The organism is bacterium SCSIO 12741, assembly GCA_024398055.1.
Taxonomy (GTDB): Bacteria; Bacteroidota; Bacteroidia; order Flavobacteriales_G; family Salibacteraceae; genus SCSIO-12741.
In genome coordinates this window covers 1,964,393-1,982,655 of record CP073749.1, presented here as the reverse complement: position 1 = coordinate 1,982,655, position 18,263 = coordinate 1,964,393, and the positions used below count along the sequence as shown (strand labels likewise).

Here is an 18,263-nt window from a genome sequence, read left to right as displayed (position 1 = left end):
CAACAATAAAATGACTCCCTTCTCCTATCTTTCGGCTTACGGTAACTGGATTGTTGGGGTGGTTCTTTTTGCCGCCGCTCTCACCAGTGTTTATGCGGTTGTGCGGGAAAATGGGAATCCGACCAAAACCCTCACCTGGGTCCTCCTCATTGTGATGTTTCCCGTGGTAGGAATTTTACTCTACATCAACTTCGGACTCAACTACCGCAGAAGAAAACTCTACCACATTAAAAAAACCAAGGACATTGATTACTACAACCAGCTGATCGAAGAAGAATACTACAACTTTGATGCTCAAAAATGGATGGACATTCCGGAGGTAAGGGGCAAAAAAGACGTTGCCAAACTACTTCTGAAATCTTCCAAATCCTTATTCTCGATTACCAATGATGTAAAGGTGCTTCAGGACGGACCTGATACTTTTGAAGCCTTATTTGAAGCCCTGGAAAAGGCCGAGAAGTTCATCCACATTCAATACTACATTTTCGAAGAGGGCCAGCTGGCGGATCGGTTCCTGGAAATTCTGACGCGCAAAATTCAAGAAGGGGTTGATGTTCGTCTGCTTTATGATAGCGTTGGAAGTTTTAGTCTTTCTCGCCAGTTTCGTGAAAAAATGACGGCGGCTGGAATTCAACATTCCCGCTTTCTCCCGGTTCGCTTTGTCCAATTGGCCAATAAAATCAATTATCGGAATCACCGAAAAATTGTGATTATCGATTGCAAGGTCGGATTCACAGGGGGAATAAATGTATCGGACAAGTACCTCACCGGCGACCACTTAGGACCCTGGAGGGATACCTTTATCCGAATTGAGGGAAATGCGGTCAATGGTCTGCAGTTCTTGTTTCTTACGGACTGGTATTTCGCCTCCAACCAGCAATTGCTTTACCGCAAATTTTTCTACCAACATGAGAATAAAGGGCAAACTACCCCGGTTCAAATTGTGGGCAGCGGGCCGGATTCAGATTATGCCGGGGTGATGCATCAGTATTCCCGAATTATCAATGTTGCCCGGGACTATGTCTTCATCCAGAACCCCTATTTAATTCCAGGAGAAATAATTCAAAACGATCTGATCACGACCGCTCTTAGTGGTGTGGACGTCCGTATCATGATACCCGGTGTCTCCGACTTTAAGATTGTAAAGTGGAGCAGCAACTCCTACCTCGAAGATCTCTTGAAAGCTGGGGTTCGCATCTTTCGTTACCAGGACGGATTCCTACACAGTAAAGTCATCTTGTCTGATGACGAGATTTGCTCAGTAGGAACGGGCAACATGGACATTAGAAGCTTCGAACTCAACTTCGAGGTGAATGCGCTGGTGTTTGATCAAGGAACCACCCAGGAACTCAAGGACCGGTTTATGAAGGATTGTGAAAAGTGCGTTGAAGTCACCCTGGAAGAATTCCAAAATCGGCCGTATTCTCAAAAAATACTCGAATCCTTCTCCCGACTTATTAGCCCGGTTCTATAGAATTTTGACTTGTCCTAACTGTAGCCTTGAGATTGCTAACGATCTCGGAATTCAAAACACCCAGGCATCCAGCCCTTTAATCAAAAGATAGATCGCTCCTAAAATGGCTATGGCCCACAGAACGGTTTTGTCTACCGGCCCTTTTTTTCCTTCTTCTGGATTATCGTTTTTCACGATTGAAGAATACTTTGTAGTAATACATTCCACGTTCAGGATCATAACCTCTTTCTACAAACTTGTCCCCTGAATTCAAGTCGCGGAAGTTCAATTTGATTTGCACGTTGGTATCCAGTTCGATGGTATTTCGAATCTTTCTCTTCTCTTGTTTCAGCGTTTCGTCAGCGATCTCAAAATCGGTCTCAACCTGCACTTCGTTGGCCTTTTGGTAGTCCTGCTTAAACTCCTGAAATTTTTCCTTCATCTCGGGCTGAGCTTCGGGAAAAACAGCTTCTTCAAACGATTCTGTGGTAAACTGCTCGTTGTCCTGCATGTATTCCACCGTGCGGGCCATAAACAGCGCTTGCTCTTTGGCATTCTCATCCACGGCAATCACCTGACGAGAAAAATCCTTGCATAGGTTGATCACATTCTTGGTGTGATACGCTTCGTTTTGATCCGGAACCAAGCCCAAAAAATGATCCTTCCAGTATTGGGCATCATAGTGATTTTGGTCAACAATCATGGCCCGGTATCCTGCTTCTTCTTCGGTTTCAAAAATGAGGCACCCTTTGTCCAACTTCTTGATATCGATACCTCGCTTTACATCCAGTTCAACAAAGTTTCCGTGATCATTGGTTTGAATGAAAACGTCCTTTTGCTCCGATTTGAATATTCCAATTCCTCGGGTCAACTCACCATCTAAAACCAAATCATCGAACAAGGCAATGTAGACCTCTCCCGGCTTAATGTGTGGATGCTCAGACTGATTGTACAAGTGCTTAAGCAGGTGAATAGAATTGATGTGAAATTGCTCAGGATCATGAAAGATATTTCGGCAGTAGGCATACACCTCGTTTAGGTTCACATCCGTTTCGTGCGACAGACGATACGTCTCATTGGACTTGAACGATTTGAGGAAATAGGGCGTTAAAACCGCTTCCAAATCATCATCGGGTTCATAAGGATATTGGGCTGCAGTGATTCCATCTCCCTTGGATTTGTTGCCAACAGCGTGAACACTTAATTGTAAAAATCGAGCTTCTGAAGATTCAAACATGATCTGATTATTTAATACTTTGAGCAATGGCTTCGGCACATCGTTCGCCATCCATTGCAGCTGAAACAATTCCGCCAGCATAGCCAGCTCCTTCTCCACAAGGGTATAAACCGCCAATTTCGGGGTGTACCAATTTCTCCTTGTCTCGTGGTATTCGAATGGGCGATGAAGTTCTGGATTCCACGCCTAATATTTGGGCTTCGTTGGTATAGTAGCCCTTCATCTTTCGACCGAAGGCCTGAAATCCTTTTTGAAGTCGAAAGCGAATGTCTTTGGGTAACCACTCATGCATCGGTGAGGATTGAATACCTGGGATATACGAGCAATTGTTGAGTTCGCCTGAAAGGTTGCCATTTACAAAATCAACCATCCGCTGTGCCGGGGCCGTTTGGGTTTCACCACCGGCTTGCCAGGCCTGTTTTTCCAAAGCCATTTGGTAGCGTAATCCGGCAAGAACACCGTATTGATGAAAACCTTTTAGTTCTTCAGGCTCCACGGTAACCACCATTCCTGAATTGGCGTAGCGAGAATCCCGAGTTGAAGTACTCATCCCATTTACCACTACCTCTCCAGGGGCTGTAGCTGCCGGTACAATGAATCCTCCGGGACACATACAAAAGGAATAAACACCTTTTCCAACTACTTGATGAACCAAGCTATAAGAGGCTGCCGGGAGGTACTTTCCGCGATCGGTATCACAGTGGTATTGAATTTTGTCGATAAGAGGTTGAGGATGTTCGATTCTAACGCCCATGGCAAAAGCCTTCGCCTCCATCGCAATCCCTTTGCGATGCAATAACTCATAAACATCCCGAGCCGAATGACCGGTTGCCAAAATGAGGTGCTTCGCTTCAAAGCGATTTCCGTTTTGATCCACAATTCCCCGAACTTCATTCCCCTCCAAAACCAGGTCTTCCATACGAGTATCGAAATGAACCTCGCCACCTGATTCTATGATCTGCTTTCTCATGTTGGCAATGATCTTGGGTAGCTTGTTGGTCCCGATATGGGGATGGGCGTCAATACGGATATCTTCCACTGCTCCAAAAGCGATAAACAGATCAAGTATCCGATTGAGGCTGCCTCGCTTTTTCGACCGGGTATAAAGTTTTCCATCCGAATAAGTACCCGCTCCCCCTTCTCCAAAACAGTAGTTGGAATCCGGATCGATAAGGTGCTCCCGATGGATTTTGCTCAAATCCTTTCTACGGTTAGAAACATCTTTACCCCGCTCAATGACCAGGGGTTTGAGCCCTAATTCGATTAGGCGCAGCGCAGCAAACAAACCAGCGGGACCTGAGCCAATGACCAATACGCGTTCCGCATCGGACACATTTCCATATTGGGCCTTTTCGGTTAAATTTTCAGGAGCCTCTTCCTGAATATAAACCCGTAAACGAAGTCTGATTTTGACCTGCTTTTTACGCGCATCAATAGATCGACGCAGCACCTGAATGGACGAAATTTCATCAGGACTAATGGAAAGCCAACGCGCAGCGCTAAGCTTCCTACGATCAAGGGAGCCGGCTTCTTCCGGTTTGAGGGTAAGTTCAATCTCCCTAACCACGGTATATTTTCTTCAGTGAGGGCTTAGAAATCGTAATTGAATCCGAGATTCACTCCAAGGTAATCCACGGTATTCAAGTTGTTCTCGTTGTAGAAAATGGCATTGTACCTTCCTGCTACTTTAAAGGCCCAGCCACTTTGGCCTAAGCCCATGTGGAGTCCCAGCTCAGGAGCCAATCCAAATTTCCATTTTTCCGTTGCAAATCCGATAAAACCCATGTAGGTTTCATGTTCAGTATATACTGTACCAACTCCCAAACCAGCGTAAGGCAAAATCTGTCCGGCATCCACAAAGAAGTACTGAGCCTTCAACATGATGGGAAGTGCATAGAAGTAGTTGTAACGAGTTCCGCTGATGGCTCCCCCGTCAAACATATAGGTCTGGTTGTTTTTACGCTCGTAAAAACCATTCCAACCGATGATTCCTCCTACAGAGAACTTTTCATTCAGGAAGTAATCCACTTCCAAGTTACCTCCACGGAAACTTCCAGGGCTAATAAAGTCACCAAAATCTCCCAAAGGAATTCCAATGTTGTAGTTCACGGAAAGTTGCCATTCACTCATGCCCTGTGCTCTGGCGATTCCGGCCATGGACAAGCACATAACTACGATAAGCCAAATTCTTTTCATCATCTTCGGTTTATTTGGTGAGGTAAGGTGAATGTTCAAACATCTTGTTAACTGCGTTCCTAACCCGTTCGTGGTTGTAGGACTGGGTATTGCTCAAAATCCCCATTGCGGCGCTGTTCCAGATAACCCGGAGTTTCTCGCTATCGTGATCCACATTTTTCAGGTCAATCATGTCTACGTGGATGGTTCCCACATCGTAAGTGTAGTAAACCGTTCCGCCATACCAAGGGTACCAGTAGCCGTATCCGCCCCAGCCCCAGTAGTAAGGGTAGTAGTTCCAGTAGTTGTAGGAACCTACATTTTCGCCACTTACCAAAATGATATCAATTCCCACATCCGGATTTTGTGAAGTATCTACTTCCGTCCATCCACGGGTATTCATATTAGACCTGATCAAGGATTTTAGCTGATCGCTTTGCTCAAAAACGATAGTATCTGGAACATTGCTTCCTGCTTCTGACTTGAAGTAGAAAATACTGTCCACGATTGAATAGGTTTTAAGTTGGGTAAAGTCTGTGCTCTGGTCGTAGAGCGTCCCCACAACATCTTCGTCCTCCAGCCTAACCGAATCTGAAGGATATTTCTGGCAACCCGCTAAAAGGAGAATCAGCGAGGCCCAAATCAGGTTTTTCATCATGTTAAAAGACGTTTAGCTTTTAGCAGGTCAAAGGTAACCAAATCCATCGATCGGGAGTAACATAGAGATGTTTACAACTATTCATTTAAAAGAGGCTGATCCTGAACAGCATCTTCTATTTTAGAGCAAAGTTTCGTAATTTTAAACTCGTAAGTATCAGAAAATCATGGCGTCAAAGCTCGACAATTCGACGAAAACGAAGCTCTGGGTAATCTTTACCATTTTCATGGTATTAATCGTTGGGCTGCTGGTCGTTGAGGTCAATTCTTACCTCGACATCATGGAGGCTCGCCAGAATTTGGAACAACTGCGAAAATTTGAGATGCGAGAAATGCAGAAAGAATACCTGCAGGAAGGCCCTGCTGCTTCTACCGATTCTAAAGGGACGGACACTACATCGCAGCCAGACGACTCGGTTACAGCCGACTCAGCATCTGAATAAACAAGACTACTATTCCAGGCAGTTTTCCATTTCGCAATCCTCATCGAGTCCTTCTACTTCAATGGTGACATGCTGAATGCCTGCATCGGCAAATAATTGACGAACTTCCTTCTTCACTCCCTCCGCCCGATTGATCGGCATATCCATGGGTACCACAAGGTGAAGACTTCCCACATGAAACTCACCATCCAAGGTCCAAACATGCATATCATGAACTTCTTCTACTTCATCAAGCTGAAGGATGTGCTTTTTTACTTCCTCGAGATTGAGTTTGGAGGGAACTGCCTGAAGGAATATGTTGAGAATACCTCTTAAATGTTTGAGTGCGTTGTACAAAATATAGAGCGCTATACCCATGGATAAAATCGGATCGATAATTATCCAACCGGTGAAGTAGATGACAATGGAACCAAGCAGTACAGCAGCCCAGCCTAAACTGTCTTCCATAAGGTGAAGCATCACCGTTCTTTGGTTTACCGAATCCTTATCCCGGCTCAAACGCCAAACAGCCAAGCCATTCATCAACACGCCCAATATGGCCAATCCAATCATTCCTCCTGCGTGAACCGGCTGAGGGTTCATTAAACGGGGAATCGTTTCCACAGCAATGATGATGGAACCAGCCGTTAGGATAATCACATTGAGCAAGGCCGCCAAGGTGGACAACCTTCGGTAACCGTAGCTAAACTTGTTATCTCTTTTCTTCCCGGACTTCTGCTCAAAAAATAAGGCCGATCCAATGGCCAGGGTATCACCCAAATCATGAATGGCATCGGAAAGAATGGCCATGGAATTGGTTAATAGTCCCCCCACCAATTCAATGATGGTAAAAGTGAGGTTGAGCAAAAAGGCAATCTTCAGATTCTTTACCGCCCCATGTACATGAAAATGGCTATCGTGATGATCGTGATCATGATGATGGTGGTGTGAATGATGATGATGTCCAGAGGCCATAGAACAAAATTACTTTAACAATTCGTTTCAGCGATTAACAGCCATTAACAAGGAAGCGAAAAATGATTTTGAACTTTTGAAAACATGAGCTGTACGACCATTAAGAAATCACTGAGTATGCAAACCTATCAGGAACACCCGGACGAAGAATTGATGGCCCGCCTCGGACAGGGAAACAAAGGTGCTTTCGACGAGCTTTACCGCCGTTACAAAGACAAATTGTTTTACTACTTCTACCGAATGCTGGCCCAAGACCGGGAAAAAGCAGAAGACTTTCTGCAAGACCTGTTCATGCGAATCATTGAAAAACCAGGATACTTCGATACCAATCGATCATTTAGACCCTGGGTATACAGTGTAGCGCACAACATGGTCAAAAACGAATACAAGAAAATGGCCGTACGGCAAGTCATTGATCGCAATGCAGACGCCTCCCAGGTTAAAATGAATGGACATGATCCGCTGGAGGCCACGAACACGAGTCGATTTAAGGAAAGGCTTTACAGCTGCCTGAACGAAATGGACGAGGATCGAAAAACAGCCTTCCTGCTCAAGTATCATGAAGGATTTAGCCTCGAAGAAATTGCAGCCATCCTGGACATAAAAGTTGGGACCGTGAAATCGAGACTGTATTACGTAAAAGCCGAACTGGCAGAAAAATTAAAAGACTACGACCCGAGAAATGGGAAGAACATAAATAACCACAGCAATTAATTAGGTATGGAAAAGAGATTTGACAAATTAGAAGAGCTGATGAAAGCATCTACCGAAGACGAGAAAAAAGTATTTCTTGAAAGCGAAGGCCTGCCTGAAAATTTCTTTGAAATTGATGAACAGGTGAATCAGGTAATGAACGAGCCTCTGGAGTTTAAACCTTCAGAAGGAGTAAAAAGCCGCCTGGATAATTATTTCGAAATTAAACACGCCAATAGCCCAAGAAAACAAAGCGCTATCCCTATCCCGGAGTTTCTGAATCCTATGAGGTTGCAGAGCTGGAAATGGTTTTTAACCGGAGTAACGGCCTGCCTCTTTATGGTCGCTATTATCCGAGTAGACTTTGGCCCTCAGGGTGAATGGGAAAACGCACCGCAACTTATTGCCGATACTGCTGTGGAAAATGTGGTGGACAGTAACCAAATATTTGTAAGCGACTCCCTCGGTTTCTAACCTGGGAGCTTACCATACCTAACTCAGTGTTGTACGACAAAGCGGGTTATCATTCGATAGAATGGTGCCCGCTTTTTTGGTTTAAAAAGCTTGGTTGGCCCATTCTGCAATCACATCCTCATCGAGCAACCGCATGCAATAAAAGTGCTTTTTAGGGCACTTCTTGTGGCCCAACTTAGAACAAGGCCGGCAACTCAAATCTTCGATCTGCATAATTTTCGACAAGCCTTCTTTTCCAGGCATATAAGGATACATCCCCAGGTCGGGCGTGGTATTTCCCCAAACGGATAAAACCGGCCGGTTGAATGCTGCCGCTACGTGCATCAAACCGGTGTCGTTGGTGATAACTGCACTGGCCTGTTCTACCAATGAAGCAGATGCATTGATCGAAAATTCACCGCATGCATTGTACACCTGATCTCCCATGCGCATCCGAATCTCTTTTCCATTTTCACGGTCCTCAGGACCACCCAGCAAAACGATGGGCTGCTTGATTTTTCGAGCGATGGAAAGAACCTTGTCCACGGGCATCATCTTGGTGTAATAAGAACCACCAATTACCCAAGCCAGGTAACCCTTTTGGAAGGAATCGGGCAATGCCTTTTTTAGATCTACCTTCTCCTCATCGGGAATAAAATAATCCAACCCCTCTCCATCGGCAGTTACTCCAAAACGGGCTAATGTGTAGATGTATCGCTCCACAATATGGAGATCGGGCATGCGGTTTTTCTTGAAGTTGACGAGCAACCATTTTTCCCAGTTGAGTTTGGGGAATGAGGCCGATTCAACGCGTAACCCCCGCTTTACTCGTGAGGAGCGAAGGTTGTTGTGAAGATCGGCAACGAAATCAAAGTTCTCCTTTTTCAAGTCGGGCATTACCTCCGACACCTTGGAGTTGATAACGTGAATCTTATCCAAATAGGGATTAGCCTCAACCACAGGCAGAAAGGCCTTTTTGGTCAACAAGTGTACCTCGGCATTTTCAATCTGCTTTTTAGCGGCACGGATAACCGGTGTAGTCAACACGATGTCTCCGATGGAACTAAAACGTATGATCAGAATTTTTGGCACGGATCAAAAGTAAGGAAGATCGCTGGGCAAGCACATTTTTTTTGATCACTGGTGGAATAGCGAGTAATCCGGTTGTTGAATTTGTCAATCATCAGGTGGCCGACAATTCCGACGGATATGATTCGCGTTATTCGTTGTTATGAAATCCATTTTTATCCTGCTTGCAACTGGATTATGTCTTTGGGGTAATGCCCAGCAATCCGTCGATCAATCCTTTACCTTTCAAGGAACGTCTAAAAAATACTCCCTCTACATTCCATCGGGCTACCAAAGTTCTACTCCAGCAAAAATGATGTTGGGCATGCATCCGTTCAACACCAACAGGTGGGACGCCGAAGCATGGCGGGATACCTTAACCGATTTTGCGGAGGCCAATCAATTGCTATTGGTTTGTCCGGACGGAGGACCTGATGGCAACATCCTGGATCCCATCGATACGGCCTTTACCTCTGCCTTGTTAGATTCTGTTCACCAGTGGTATTCCATTGATTCGCAGAATCAATACATCATGGGGTTTTCTCGGGGCGGACAAGCGACCTACGTTTATGGGCTGGACAATGCACCTCGATTTGGTGGCTACATCGTAATCGGTGCCGCCGCCTCTGCCTCCGACTTAACCAATCCCAGAAGGGCAAATGCCGATGGTGAACCTTTTGCCATTCTCCATGGCTCGGGCGATGCTCCTGGTTTCCGGTTTACCCCACTAAGAGATGCGCTTCAATCCAATAACGCTGTTGTATGGGATACTTTGATGCCCAATGTTGGTCATACCATTGATTTTACGAACCGCAATGCGCTTTTGACCCAGGCTTTCCAATTTGTAGATTCGGTAAACAATTATGTTGCCCCTCAACCTACCTCCGTGCAAGACGCAGAGCAACAGGGAACTATCCGCTTTTGGCCAAATCCAGTATTTGATCAATTGAATGTAGAAGACTTGACCAACTCGCCGAAACAAGTGGTTATTCGTGATTTACAAGGTCGGATCGTTTATGACAACACCCCTACTGGAAGTATTCAGATCGACACGTCAGATTGGACTCCCGGCACTTACCGATTGCAGGTGGGAGATCAGGTATTTTCGCTGCTTAAAATGGATTAAAGCTCTTTTCGAACCTGAGTAGAACTGGCTTGATCTGTACAAAGAACAAGCATGTCAGCAATGTTCACATGACTTGGGCGAGACAATACAAATTCGATCGTTTCAGCAATATCCTCGGGCTTAAGAGGAGAGTAACCCTCATACACTTTCTGAGCCTTTTCCATATCCCCGTGAAAACGAACTTCTGAAAACTCCGTTTCTACCAATCCCGGATCAATGGAAGTGACCTTTATGCCATAAGGATTCAGGTCTTTTCGCATTCCTTCGGTCAAAGCTACAACCGCATGTTTGCTGGCGCAATAAACATTGCCGTTAGGATAGGTTTCCCGACCGGCCAACGATGCGATATTGATCACATGCCCCCTTTTTTCCTCCACCATTTTAGGAACAACCTGGCGAGTAACATTCAAGAGACCTTTTACATTGATATCAATCATGTTGTCCCAATCCTCATGATCACCCTCGTGAATTGGAGCCAATCCGTAGGCATTTCCTGCATTGTTGATCAACACGTCGATGGGTAGAAACGATTCAGGAATAGATCGCAATTCATCAGGAATAGCGTAACGGTCACGAACATCAAAATTTAAAGTCCAGACATCCGTCAATCGTCCTAAAACTTCTTTTAAGTGATGGAGTCTGTCCGCCCTTCTACCTGTGAGTATGAGGCGATATCCTTTTTGAGCTAGCAGTTCGGCGGTGGCTTTTCCGATACCGGCAGTGGCTCCGGTAATGAACACGGTTTTGGGTTCCATAAATCCTGATTTGCTGCGCTAAAATAGATTTGGGTTAGCAGATTGCCAAGGATTTTTTGGAAAAAAGAAAGCTTCACCCTGCAGGATGAAGGCTCATAAATTATTAGTTATCAATAAAATAAAAAATGCCGCTCCAGAAAATGGGCCTCTGACCCCCACTCCCCAAAAGCGGCATTTGCGCGATTGACCCAACAGTCGAACCGGCCTTTCTCAAGACCTTTTCCCCAATGCCAGGTCTACTTTAAAATTCGTTGGTGGTGAATAACTTCATGGTCCATTTGCACCTCCAACAAGTACATTCCAGGCTTCAACTCACTGGTGGATGCGGTCCATTGACCTTGTCCTGAAGAAACAAAAGTTGAAGTGACAGACTGCCCTTGAAGGTTATACAAATTCATCGATACCTTCTCTCCCACTTGACTGATGTTTACCCGCAGTTCGTTAACTACCGGATTAGGATAGACAGATACCTCAACCGAAGGTTTGGTCTCGTCTATTCCCAAGGCAGCCGTTGCCTCATCCATACGCACCAATTGCTTGGACGCTTTGTCGACAAACCAAATGCGACCTTCCGGTCCAATGGTAATTCCCATAATGTCGTTGTAAGGAACCTTAATTCTTCGTAGCAGTGGAAAAGAAGGGTCAGATACATCGTAGAATAAGAGCTCACCACTTCCATTATCCGAAATGATCAAAACATCACCATCCATGGCCAATCCACTTGGTCGGATGAAATCCTTATCGTTGATGACTTCGAATGTCACGTTTTCCATATCTACATACTCGGCCAATTGCTCCATTTGAGGAAAGGTTGAATTTCCTTTAACGGTTCCGGTAGTAATGTCCATGCGCAAAACTCTTGACCGACCCACATCATTCATATAAAGCCATTTGCGGTCTTTATCAAAATCCATGTGTGAAGGAATGAGTCCCAAACGGTTGAGACTAACCTCCGGATAGCGGCGAACCTTTCCGTCTCCATGAAAATGCTGTCCGGGTCCGTGATCAGCGGCAAAATCGTACATCACAGGATGGCCGAATTCGCCATCAAAAACCCAGTAAATATTGTCTTTTTCCCAGGCCATACCCATACATCGTGGGCTTTCATGAAGCATGTCCAAATGGCTTCCGTTCGTACCTGGTCCATGGTTTTGAGCATAAATGGTCAAGTCAGCCGACCACAATGAGGGTCCGGTGAAGGGAGGCCGAGCTCCACCCTGATGATTGGCGTCATAAACACCCGGTGCGCTCCCCCAGGCACCATTATCACCAAAGGCCAATGCCGTAGGTAATGACATGAAATGCCAGGCATTTCCGTCAACCAAATGGATCGCCTGTTGAGCTGACCGCCCTGCAGCCCGGATCGTCACCGTGCTCCCCCCTTGATTTTCCGTACGCATATTTATAACCCATAACTCCCAAGGTACTTGTGGATTAAAGTCCAAATCCACTGGACTATCCAATCCGTCTCCTTCCGTTGCAATGGATGTGTAAACTATCGATGATGGGTTGTCTATGTACCCCTGTACTTTGTCATTTTGAGCCCCCAGCGTAGCCCAAGTTGCCCCACAGAGGAGCAGCGATAAGTATTTTTTCATGTTTCCCGTGTATAACTTTTGACGGGTCGAAAATAATGGGCGATTCGGCTGAATTATCTGATAATGAGTAAGTGGCAGTAAAAACAGTTCGCTATGTCTGCTGGATTACATGTTTGTACATTAAAAACGGGATTGCCCAACCCACGATTCTTTTTCGGCAACTACAGACCAGCCGTAGAAGAACTGGCATTTTGAATTCTGAGGGACGCACAAACGCCGAAATGGTCGGATGACCAAACTGGAATGATTTCATGCTTTACGGAAGCGATCTCGGGTGAATGCATCACGTGGTCCAAGGGAATCATCATTGGGAATAGAGGAACGGGAAAGGTGGGTGTAAATCCGCCGGAACGAACCAAAGTCAGATCCTTTTTCCACCGAAGTAGGACAGGATCCCAGGGAACCGCATTCAAATCTCCCACCACAATGAGTGGATGTGGCAAAGACTTGAGCTCTTCTGCCAATTTTGCCAGGTGACTATTTCTTTGATCAAACTCTGATGGAGTGCCTGGTGAAGTAGCATGAACCAAAGCTAAGTTCGTTCTGTACCCATCCCAGTTTATTTCCGCCACAACACATTTTTTACCCTCTACGTCGATCATCTTGTGACTTTCAAATGGAATTTTGGAGTAGACCGAAATCCCGTAGCAATCGTCGCTCGGTGAGGTCAAATAGTAAGGGTAAGCCTTCAGCATTTTCTGCTTTAGGCGTTGGTCCCAAAAGCGATCATTTTCCTGAATGGACACAACCTGAGCATCGGAACTTAGGGCCTTCTCGATAATTTCTTCGGTGTCTTTGTTTACCCGAAGAACATTGAAGTGAGCAATGCGCAAATCAGACGAGGTCGGGCTACCCAATTGGGCTGGATTTTGATTCCATTCCAAAATAACTGGATTAATCATGACCGCAGCAGTGGCCCAGGAAACGAAAAGCAAAACAAAATTTCTCCTCTTCAGAAAATACAATCCAGCCAGTGCAAGTAACGCACTCCCTTGAATGGCAAAGGAAAGCAACAACAAGTGCATGAAACTCTCCGGAAATATCCAACTGCTGATCAAAAAGAGCAGACACGATAATCCGACAGCCCAGGAAAGGGTCCGATAAAAGTAGATGGATATCCAGGTTTTCATTTTCGGTTATAAAGGAAGCAAGGATTGTACCTAAGTTCACCTTATCGCCCGAAAAGTTCTGTTAAGAGTTTCTAACTCATGCTTATCCTACCAATCGCTCCTGCCTGGGATCCCACTGATGAAATTTGCGCATTCGTAACCGCAGTCGCCGCTTAAACGGAGCTCCGAGCTCGCCCATAAGGCATACTTGTATCCAATTCATTTTTTTGAGGTATTCACTTTGGTAGGAAACGGCAATCCCCTTTTGGTAAAGATGATCTCCAATTTCAGAAGATGAATACTCGTCGGCTACGGGAATGGTAAGGACGCTGGGATTGTTGCTTTCGGGACGTACCAAGGTATCCAGGTCCATTTCATCCAACCACCGACTCACCTTTCCGGACACTGCTCTAAGGTTGGAAAAATGACCATCCTGAATGCGAGACAGCGCCTCTTTCAATCCGTAAACCAAATTGGATGGAACGGTAAAGGCCGTACCTCCCTGCACGAAGTAATGCCCCAAATCAAGGTAAACCGGCAACTGCCCAGGCTTGGGTAAAAAGATTTTGTTGTGAAAAATGAGACTCAAGCCTGCTGCAGAACCCAAACCCTTTCCAGAGGTTCCGGATACGAGAAAAGCATCGGAATAATTGACTGGAACATTTCCCAAGGTACTCATGGCATCCACACAAACTAACAGGTCATTCTCCTGGGCCCATCGACTAATCTTTTCGTAAGGATTGAGCATACCGGTAGACGTTTCACAATGGCAAAACCAGACCCAGGAAATCTCAGGGTTATGAGCCAAGGCCTCTTCCAATTGGTCCATATCAAAGGATTCGCCCCAGTTGCTATTTACCGCAACCACGTGCAATCCAGCAGACCAAGCCATTTCATACAAACGGTTTCCAAATTCGCCATTAATTAAGATCATGCCCATTCCTGGAAGCAAGGTCAACTGCTGAGCAATGATGTCATTGGCCAAGGTGCCAGAACCTGTCGTGATTTGGCAATATCGGGTTCCTGCCAATTTGGATAAATCCCGCTTAAGCGAAATAAAATCCCGGCTAAACTCTACCTGTCGGTGAGAGTATAATTGCCCGCCCAAAGCGCGTTGAACGCGTCCTGATACATTTACCGGTCCGGGCAGTAAATTGAGCATTTTAGAAGCTTTCATAATTCGCGTTTTCAAAAAAGGTTTGCATTTGTTTTTGGGTAACCATCATAGGTTGAAACTGAGCCTGGCCGGATCCGCATATTGGGCCAAAGGCCTGAAAGCCCATTTTTTCGTACAAGGGTAAATTTTTCAATATTCCAGAAATCAATCCGATTTGATAATCCTTTTCCTGGGCGTATTCGTACAAAGCCTTCAACAAGGCCAGCATCACTCCCCGGCTTCGGTATTGTTGATGAACCGCCAATAAGCGAACCTCACAACTTTTGTCCAGATCCTGAACCCAATCGCCCAAATTCTCCAGCTTGTGGTCCAAAGAATACGGCCGTTGATCGTTGATGGCTATCATTCCAATAAGCACCCCTTCCTCCATGGCAATGAAGTAAGTATTCCTTTGGTGTTGAAAGTCCACCAGCAGTTGATCATGATTGACCTCGTGTTGTGGAATTTCCTCAACAAAGGTCTCGTAGTTTAGGCGAAAAATCTGCCTGAATTCATCAGGAGTATCCGCTCTTTTAACCTCCCATTTTTTCATGATGCTTTTTTTAAGGCCATTACGGCATTTTGAACTTCTTCTACAACTTCGGGCACTTCTGTACTTTGAACCAATTGGGCTTCACCCAGGCGTATGCTAAATTGATGCGGGACCGGCAATTTGGACCCATCCGGCAATACCATGCTGGCATTTTCGATGAATATCGGTATGAATGGTATGTCGGGACGTAAAGTTAAGAGTCTTCCGATTCCGGGTTTAAAGGGTTCCATTTTTTCTGGTTTGCCGTGGGTTCCTTCCGGAAAAAGCAACAGGGAATCGCCTTGATCAAGTGCATCGGTCATCATCGTTATCGGATTCTCTCCGGTTTTGCGATCCGTTTTCTTTCTTGGAATATTGATCGCTTTGAGCAACCATCGGGACCACTTCTCTTGCCACGGCACCCGATCAAAATAATCGCGGCCAATTACCGGGCGAATCTTTCGTGCGATATGAAAAGGCAATCCGGATAGAAGCCCAGCTGTATCCAGATGGCTGTTGTGGTTGGCAATGAATACAGCTTGTCCTTGTTTTAAAATGGATTTAGGATAATGGATCTGCATACCCAGCAACCCTTTAAGGATGGGCCAGGTTAGGTATTTAAATACAATCTTTCGAATCATAGGATCGGTTTTTCAGATAAATGTTGAAATGGGTTTTCCCAGGTTACAGGTTCCGGTTTTAGTTCGATAATAGCTTGGTACAATTTCTCCGTAAGTTGATCTGTGGACTCCGGCTTAAGGAATCTTGGCGATCCGAAACGGATGCGAAATTGAAAAGGCAACGGCAGGGTACTTCCACCAGGCAATACCATACCTGAATTATCAATAAAAACAGGAATGACAGGAACATCGGGCCGGGCTTGAATGACTTTGGACACCCCATGTTTGAAGCTTTCCATTACATTGGGCTTGCCCCTCGTTCCTTCCGGAAAAATCAACAAGGATTGTCCTTGGTCTAAGACTTCGACCATGCTCTTGATCGGATTTTCACCCGGAAGTCGATTTTCCCTTTTACGGGTCACCAACAAGAGGTTAAACAAGGTTTCGTAATACCATTTTTTAATCTTGTTAGCCGCAAAGTAATCTCGTGCTGCAACCGGTCGCAGATTGCTAAGCCATTGATCATTTAACAGGGTAAGCAATCCCATGGTATCGAGGTGGCTGTTGTGGTTGGCAACCAGGATGGCCTGAGAAAAGCCTTCCAATACCTCAGCATTTTCTACCTGCATCCCCATTCCCCATTTGAGAAAGGAGCGCATTACTTTTTGAAATAAGAAAGAGCGAATCATTTTAAAATCTCCTTTTAGCTTAATGTGAACATAAGAAAGTAGAACAGCGGTGCGGTAAAAATCAACGAATCGATTCGGTCGAGCATTCCACCGTGACCCGGGATAAGATCACCGCTGTCTTTAATTCCCGCAGTACGTTTCCATACCGATATGGTGGCATCTCCAAAGAATCCAAATAGAGCCAGCATAGCTGGAATGGCCCAAACCCAAATCCCGGAAACAGGAATTAAAAAATGAAGGAATGCCCCTACCAAAATGGTAGACCCCAGGCCACCGAGCATTCCTTCCCAAGATTTTCCAGGGCTGATTCGGGGTAAAATGCGACGCTTACCGAAGATTTTCCCCCAAGTATATTGGAGAACATCATTGGCCTCAGTAATCAGAATAACGTACAGCAACATCGATTTTCCAGTAGCATTACCTATTGCCGGTAACTCAAGTAGCATAACCAAATGACTCACGGTGTACACGCAAAGAATAAGGCCCCAATAAAGCTTTTGTACATTTTCCAGAGAGGATTTGGCTCCAGGTTGAAGAACCAAACCCACAGGAAACAAAAGGAAACCAGCCAGGGGCAAAAAGAGATAGCCAGCCATTTCAAATCCAAAATAGATCAACCCGTAGTGCACTGGAATGAGTAGGTAACAGACGGCCATCAATCCACGGTCGGCTATTTTCATTCCGGAGTGAGAAATGTATTCCCGTAAACTCACAAAAGAAAGAAAGGCCACGGAAGTGAAAGTGAGGGCTGGGTGAATCCAAAGTGCAATGGAAAACACCGCAGCCATCACCCACCACGAGCGGGTTCTTCGCACCAACTCGTGCTGCAGAGATCGGTTCATTTTTTCTTTAAGCAGGTTGAAGCTCAAAGAACAGGTAGTTAACAGGGCAAAAACTCCGCCCATAACTCCCCAGATGGGTTGGGACAATGCGTATTGTAAAAGGCTATTACCAAACATGATTTAATCGATTTAAGAATCCAATGTGAATGAGTAGGTTAAGACCTACCAGAACTTCAAAAGCGTAGGTTCCAACTGGAACTCCAAGAGCCACGAGTATTCCGAGAACTCCTAACATAAAGGCCCGATCGCTTTTACCTAAAGGGCCTTTGTAGCTGCGACCAACCTGACTGAGGTAGCCCAGCATTCCTGCTCCTTCCATCAAAACGGCCTGAACAATAAATATCCAGATGAGCACCGATAAGGACGGGAACAACACAAGCAGCGGAAGGGTGACTACGATGTCGGATAGGATGTCCATGGACTCGTTTAAAACTCCACCCAATTTGGTTTGGCGGTTGAATCTTCGAGCCATCAACCCATCAATGGCATTGAGCGCCATTCTGAGCAAAAGTCCGGCTGGCCAAATCAAGGCCCACATCGGATTTTGAATGGCCTGCATGGCTCCCACCCCGATCATGATGGACACACCAAAACCGAGAATGGTCACCAAATTGGGCGTAAATCCCCAGCGGTACATCGCATTGACCGCTGGAGATAGCAAGCGCTGAAACTGTGGTTTGAGTTCGTAGATAGTCATGGCCTT

At 45.6% G+C, this 18,263-nt stretch carries 20 protein-coding genes; 5 read left to right on the top strand and 15 right to left on the bottom strand.

What is annotated here, in order from left to right; genetic code table 11:
• Nucleotides 1–10: 10 nt before the first annotated feature.
• Nucleotides 11–1,474, top strand: a complete 1,464-nt coding sequence (gene cls / locus KFE98_08395; GenBank protein ID UTW64145.1) for a cardiolipin synthase — start codon at nucleotides 11–13, stop codon at nucleotides 1,472–1,474.
• Nucleotides 1,475–1,634: 160 nt separating this feature from the next.
• Here the strand turns inward: cls and KFE98_08390 are convergent, their stop codons facing one another.
• The 4 genes from KFE98_08390 to KFE98_08375 are packed head-to-tail and all read right to left on the bottom strand — an operon-like array spanning nucleotide 1,635 to nucleotide 5,523.
• Nucleotides 1,635–2,690, bottom strand: a complete 1,056-nt coding sequence (locus KFE98_08390) for a nucleoid-associated protein (protein ID UTW64144.1) — start codon at nucleotides 2,688–2,690, stop codon at nucleotides 1,635–1,637.
• A gap of 7 nt (nucleotides 2,691–2,697) precedes the next feature.
• The gene (locus KFE98_08385) at nucleotides 2,698–4,257 is read right to left on the bottom strand and encodes an FAD-dependent oxidoreductase (GenBank protein UTW64143.1); all 1,560 of its coding nucleotides are present in this window, start codon (nucleotides 4,255–4,257) and stop codon (nucleotides 2,698–2,700) included.
• Between the two features lie 23 nt (nucleotides 4,258–4,280).
• Nucleotides 4,281–4,889 carry an outer membrane beta-barrel protein gene (locus KFE98_08380; protein UTW64142.1) on the bottom strand — a complete coding sequence of 203 codons (609 nt, stop codon included), beginning with the start codon at nucleotides 4,887–4,889 and terminating at the stop codon, nucleotides 4,281–4,283.
• 7 nt (nucleotides 4,890–4,896) lie between these two features.
• Nucleotides 4,897–5,523 (bottom strand): DUF4136 domain-containing protein, encoded by a 627-nt coding sequence (locus tag KFE98_08375; GenBank protein UTW64141.1) that lies wholly within the window; start codon nucleotides 5,521–5,523, stop codon nucleotides 4,897–4,899.
• 166 nt (nucleotides 5,524–5,689) lie between these two features.
• On the opposite strand from KFE98_08375, the gene KFE98_08370 reads away from it, so the two are divergent.
• Entirely contained in the window at nucleotides 5,690–5,965 is a 276-nt protein-coding gene (locus KFE98_08370; protein UTW64140.1) for a hypothetical protein, read from the top strand.
• Between the two features lie 9 nt (nucleotides 5,966–5,974).
• Here the strand turns inward: KFE98_08370 and KFE98_08365 are convergent, their stop codons facing one another.
• Complete coding sequence (locus KFE98_08365) at nucleotides 5,975–6,919, bottom strand: cation transporter (GenBank protein UTW64139.1); 945 nt, start codon at nucleotides 6,917–6,919, stop codon at nucleotides 5,975–5,977.
• Nucleotides 6,920–7,003: 84 nt separating this feature from the next.
• Between KFE98_08365 and KFE98_08360 the strand changes: the two genes are divergently transcribed.
• Together KFE98_08360 and KFE98_08355 are read left to right on the top strand one after the other, a co-directional pair.
• On the top strand, nucleotides 7,004–7,633 hold the full coding sequence (locus KFE98_08360) for an RNA polymerase sigma factor (protein UTW64138.1): 630 nt from the start codon (nucleotides 7,004–7,006) through the stop codon (nucleotides 7,631–7,633).
• A 6-nt stretch (nucleotides 7,634–7,639) separates the two neighbouring features.
• The gene (locus KFE98_08355) at nucleotides 7,640–8,086 is read left to right on the top strand and encodes a hypothetical protein (protein ID UTW64137.1); all 447 of its coding nucleotides are present in this window, start codon (nucleotides 7,640–7,642) and stop codon (nucleotides 8,084–8,086) included.
• An 81-nt stretch (nucleotides 8,087–8,167) separates the two neighbouring features.
• Here the strand turns inward: KFE98_08355 and KFE98_08350 are convergent, their stop codons facing one another.
• Entirely contained in the window at nucleotides 8,168–9,157 is a 990-nt protein-coding gene (locus tag KFE98_08350; GenBank protein UTW64136.1) for a glycosyltransferase family 9 protein, read from the bottom strand.
• 139 nt (nucleotides 9,158–9,296) lie between these two features.
• On the opposite strand from KFE98_08350, the gene KFE98_08345 reads away from it, so the two are divergent.
• A complete protein-coding gene (locus tag KFE98_08345) occupies nucleotides 9,297–10,259 on the top strand; it encodes a T9SS type A sorting domain-containing protein (protein ID UTW64135.1) in 963 nt (320 codons plus the stop codon).
• On the opposite strand, the gene KFE98_08340 is transcribed toward KFE98_08345, so the two are convergent.
• The 9 genes from KFE98_08340 to KFE98_08300 form a co-directional block, all read right to left on the bottom strand.
• Nucleotides 10,256–11,014, bottom strand: coding sequence for an SDR family NAD(P)-dependent oxidoreductase (locus KFE98_08340; protein ID UTW64134.1), 759 nt, complete (start codon nucleotides 11,012–11,014; stop codon nucleotides 10,256–10,258). The genes KFE98_08345 and KFE98_08340 overlap by 4 nt on opposite strands.
• Nucleotides 11,015–11,250: 236 nt before the next feature.
• Nucleotides 11,251–12,612, bottom strand: a complete 1,362-nt coding sequence (locus tag KFE98_08335) for a T9SS type A sorting domain-containing protein (GenBank protein UTW64133.1) — start codon at nucleotides 12,610–12,612, stop codon at nucleotides 11,251–11,253.
• A gap of 161 nt (nucleotides 12,613–12,773) precedes the next feature.
• Nucleotides 12,774–13,742, bottom strand: a complete 969-nt coding sequence (locus tag KFE98_08330; GenBank protein UTW64132.1) for an endonuclease/exonuclease/phosphatase family protein — start codon at nucleotides 13,740–13,742, stop codon at nucleotides 12,774–12,776.
• A gap of 82 nt (nucleotides 13,743–13,824) precedes the next feature.
• Nucleotides 13,825–14,898, bottom strand: coding sequence for an alanine--glyoxylate aminotransferase family protein (locus tag KFE98_08325; GenBank protein ID UTW64131.1), 1,074 nt, complete (start codon nucleotides 14,896–14,898; stop codon nucleotides 13,825–13,827).
• Entirely contained in the window at nucleotides 14,885–15,430 is a 546-nt protein-coding gene (locus tag KFE98_08320; protein UTW64130.1) for a GNAT family N-acetyltransferase, read from the bottom strand. The genes KFE98_08325 and KFE98_08320 overlap by 14 nt, the downstream gene beginning before the upstream one ends.
• Nucleotides 15,427–16,050: a 1-acyl-sn-glycerol-3-phosphate acyltransferase gene (locus tag KFE98_08315; GenBank protein UTW64129.1), complete on the bottom strand. Its 624-nt coding sequence runs from the start codon at nucleotides 16,048–16,050 to the stop codon at nucleotides 15,427–15,429. The genes KFE98_08320 and KFE98_08315 overlap by 4 nt, the downstream gene beginning before the upstream one ends.
• Nucleotides 16,047–16,688 (bottom strand): 1-acyl-sn-glycerol-3-phosphate acyltransferase, encoded by a 642-nt coding sequence (locus KFE98_08310; GenBank protein ID UTW64128.1) that lies wholly within the window; start codon nucleotides 16,686–16,688, stop codon nucleotides 16,047–16,049. Before KFE98_08310 ends, KFE98_08315 begins: the two co-directional genes overlap by 4 nt.
• A 44-nt stretch (nucleotides 16,689–16,732) precedes the next feature.
• Nucleotides 16,733–17,677, bottom strand: a complete 945-nt coding sequence (locus KFE98_08305; GenBank protein ID UTW64127.1) for a phosphatidate cytidylyltransferase — start codon at nucleotides 17,675–17,677, stop codon at nucleotides 16,733–16,735.
• Complete coding sequence (locus tag KFE98_08300) at nucleotides 17,667–18,257, bottom strand: CDP-alcohol phosphatidyltransferase family protein (GenBank protein UTW64126.1); 591 nt, start codon at nucleotides 18,255–18,257, stop codon at nucleotides 17,667–17,669. Before KFE98_08300 ends, KFE98_08305 begins: the two co-directional genes overlap by 11 nt.
• Nucleotides 18,258–18,263: the final 6 nt, after the last annotated feature.

Coding starts and splice junctions, on each gene's coding strand:
- KFE98_08360 (UTW64138.1), top strand. CDS start 7,004: ATGAGCTGTACGACCATTAAGAAATCACTGAGTATGCAAACCTATCAG.
- KFE98_08365 (UTW64139.1), bottom strand. CDS start 6,919: ATGGCCTCTGGACATCATCATCATTCACACCACCATCATCATGATCAC.
- KFE98_08375 (UTW64141.1), bottom strand. CDS start 5,523: ATGATGAAAAACCTGATTTGGGCCTCGCTGATTCTCCTTTTAGCGGGT.
- KFE98_08370 (UTW64140.1), top strand. CDS start 5,690: ATGGCGTCAAAGCTCGACAATTCGACGAAAACGAAGCTCTGGGTAATC.
- KFE98_08320 (UTW64130.1), bottom strand. CDS start 15,430: ATGAAAAAATGGGAGGTTAAAAGAGCGGATACTCCTGATGAATTCAGG.
- KFE98_08390 (UTW64144.1), bottom strand. CDS start 2,690: ATGTTTGAATCTTCAGAAGCTCGATTTTTACAATTAAGTGTTCACGCT.
- KFE98_08315 (UTW64129.1), bottom strand. CDS start 16,050: ATGATTCGAAAGATTGTATTTAAATACCTAACCTGGCCCATCCTTAAA.
- KFE98_08310 (UTW64128.1), bottom strand. CDS start 16,688: ATGCGCTCCTTTCTCAAATGGGGAATGGGGATGCAGGTAGAAAATGCT.
- KFE98_08340 (UTW64134.1), bottom strand. CDS start 11,014: ATGGAACCCAAAACCGTGTTCATTACCGGAGCCACTGCCGGTATCGGA.
- KFE98_08325 (UTW64131.1), bottom strand. CDS start 14,898: ATGAAAGCTTCTAAAATGCTCAATTTACTGCCCGGACCGGTAAATGTA.
- KFE98_08335 (UTW64133.1), bottom strand. CDS start 12,612: ATGAAAAAATACTTATCGCTGCTCCTCTGTGGGGCAACTTGGGCTACG.
- KFE98_08330 (UTW64132.1), bottom strand. CDS start 13,742: ATGAAAACCTGGATATCCATCTACTTTTATCGGACCCTTTCCTGGGCT.
- KFE98_08305 (UTW64127.1), bottom strand. CDS start 17,677: ATGTTTGGTAATAGCCTTTTACAATACGCATTGTCCCAACCCATCTGG.
- KFE98_08380 (UTW64142.1), bottom strand. CDS start 4,889: ATGATGAAAAGAATTTGGCTTATCGTAGTTATGTGCTTGTCCATGGCC.
- KFE98_08345 (UTW64135.1), top strand. CDS start 9,297: ATGAAATCCATTTTTATCCTGCTTGCAACTGGATTATGTCTTTGGGGT.
- cls (UTW64145.1), top strand. CDS start 11: ATGACTCCCTTCTCCTATCTTTCGGCTTACGGTAACTGGATTGTTGGG.
- KFE98_08355 (UTW64137.1), top strand. CDS start 7,640: ATGGAAAAGAGATTTGACAAATTAGAAGAGCTGATGAAAGCATCTACC.
- KFE98_08300 (UTW64126.1), bottom strand. CDS start 18,257: ATGACTATCTACGAACTCAAACCACAGTTTCAGCGCTTGCTATCTCCA.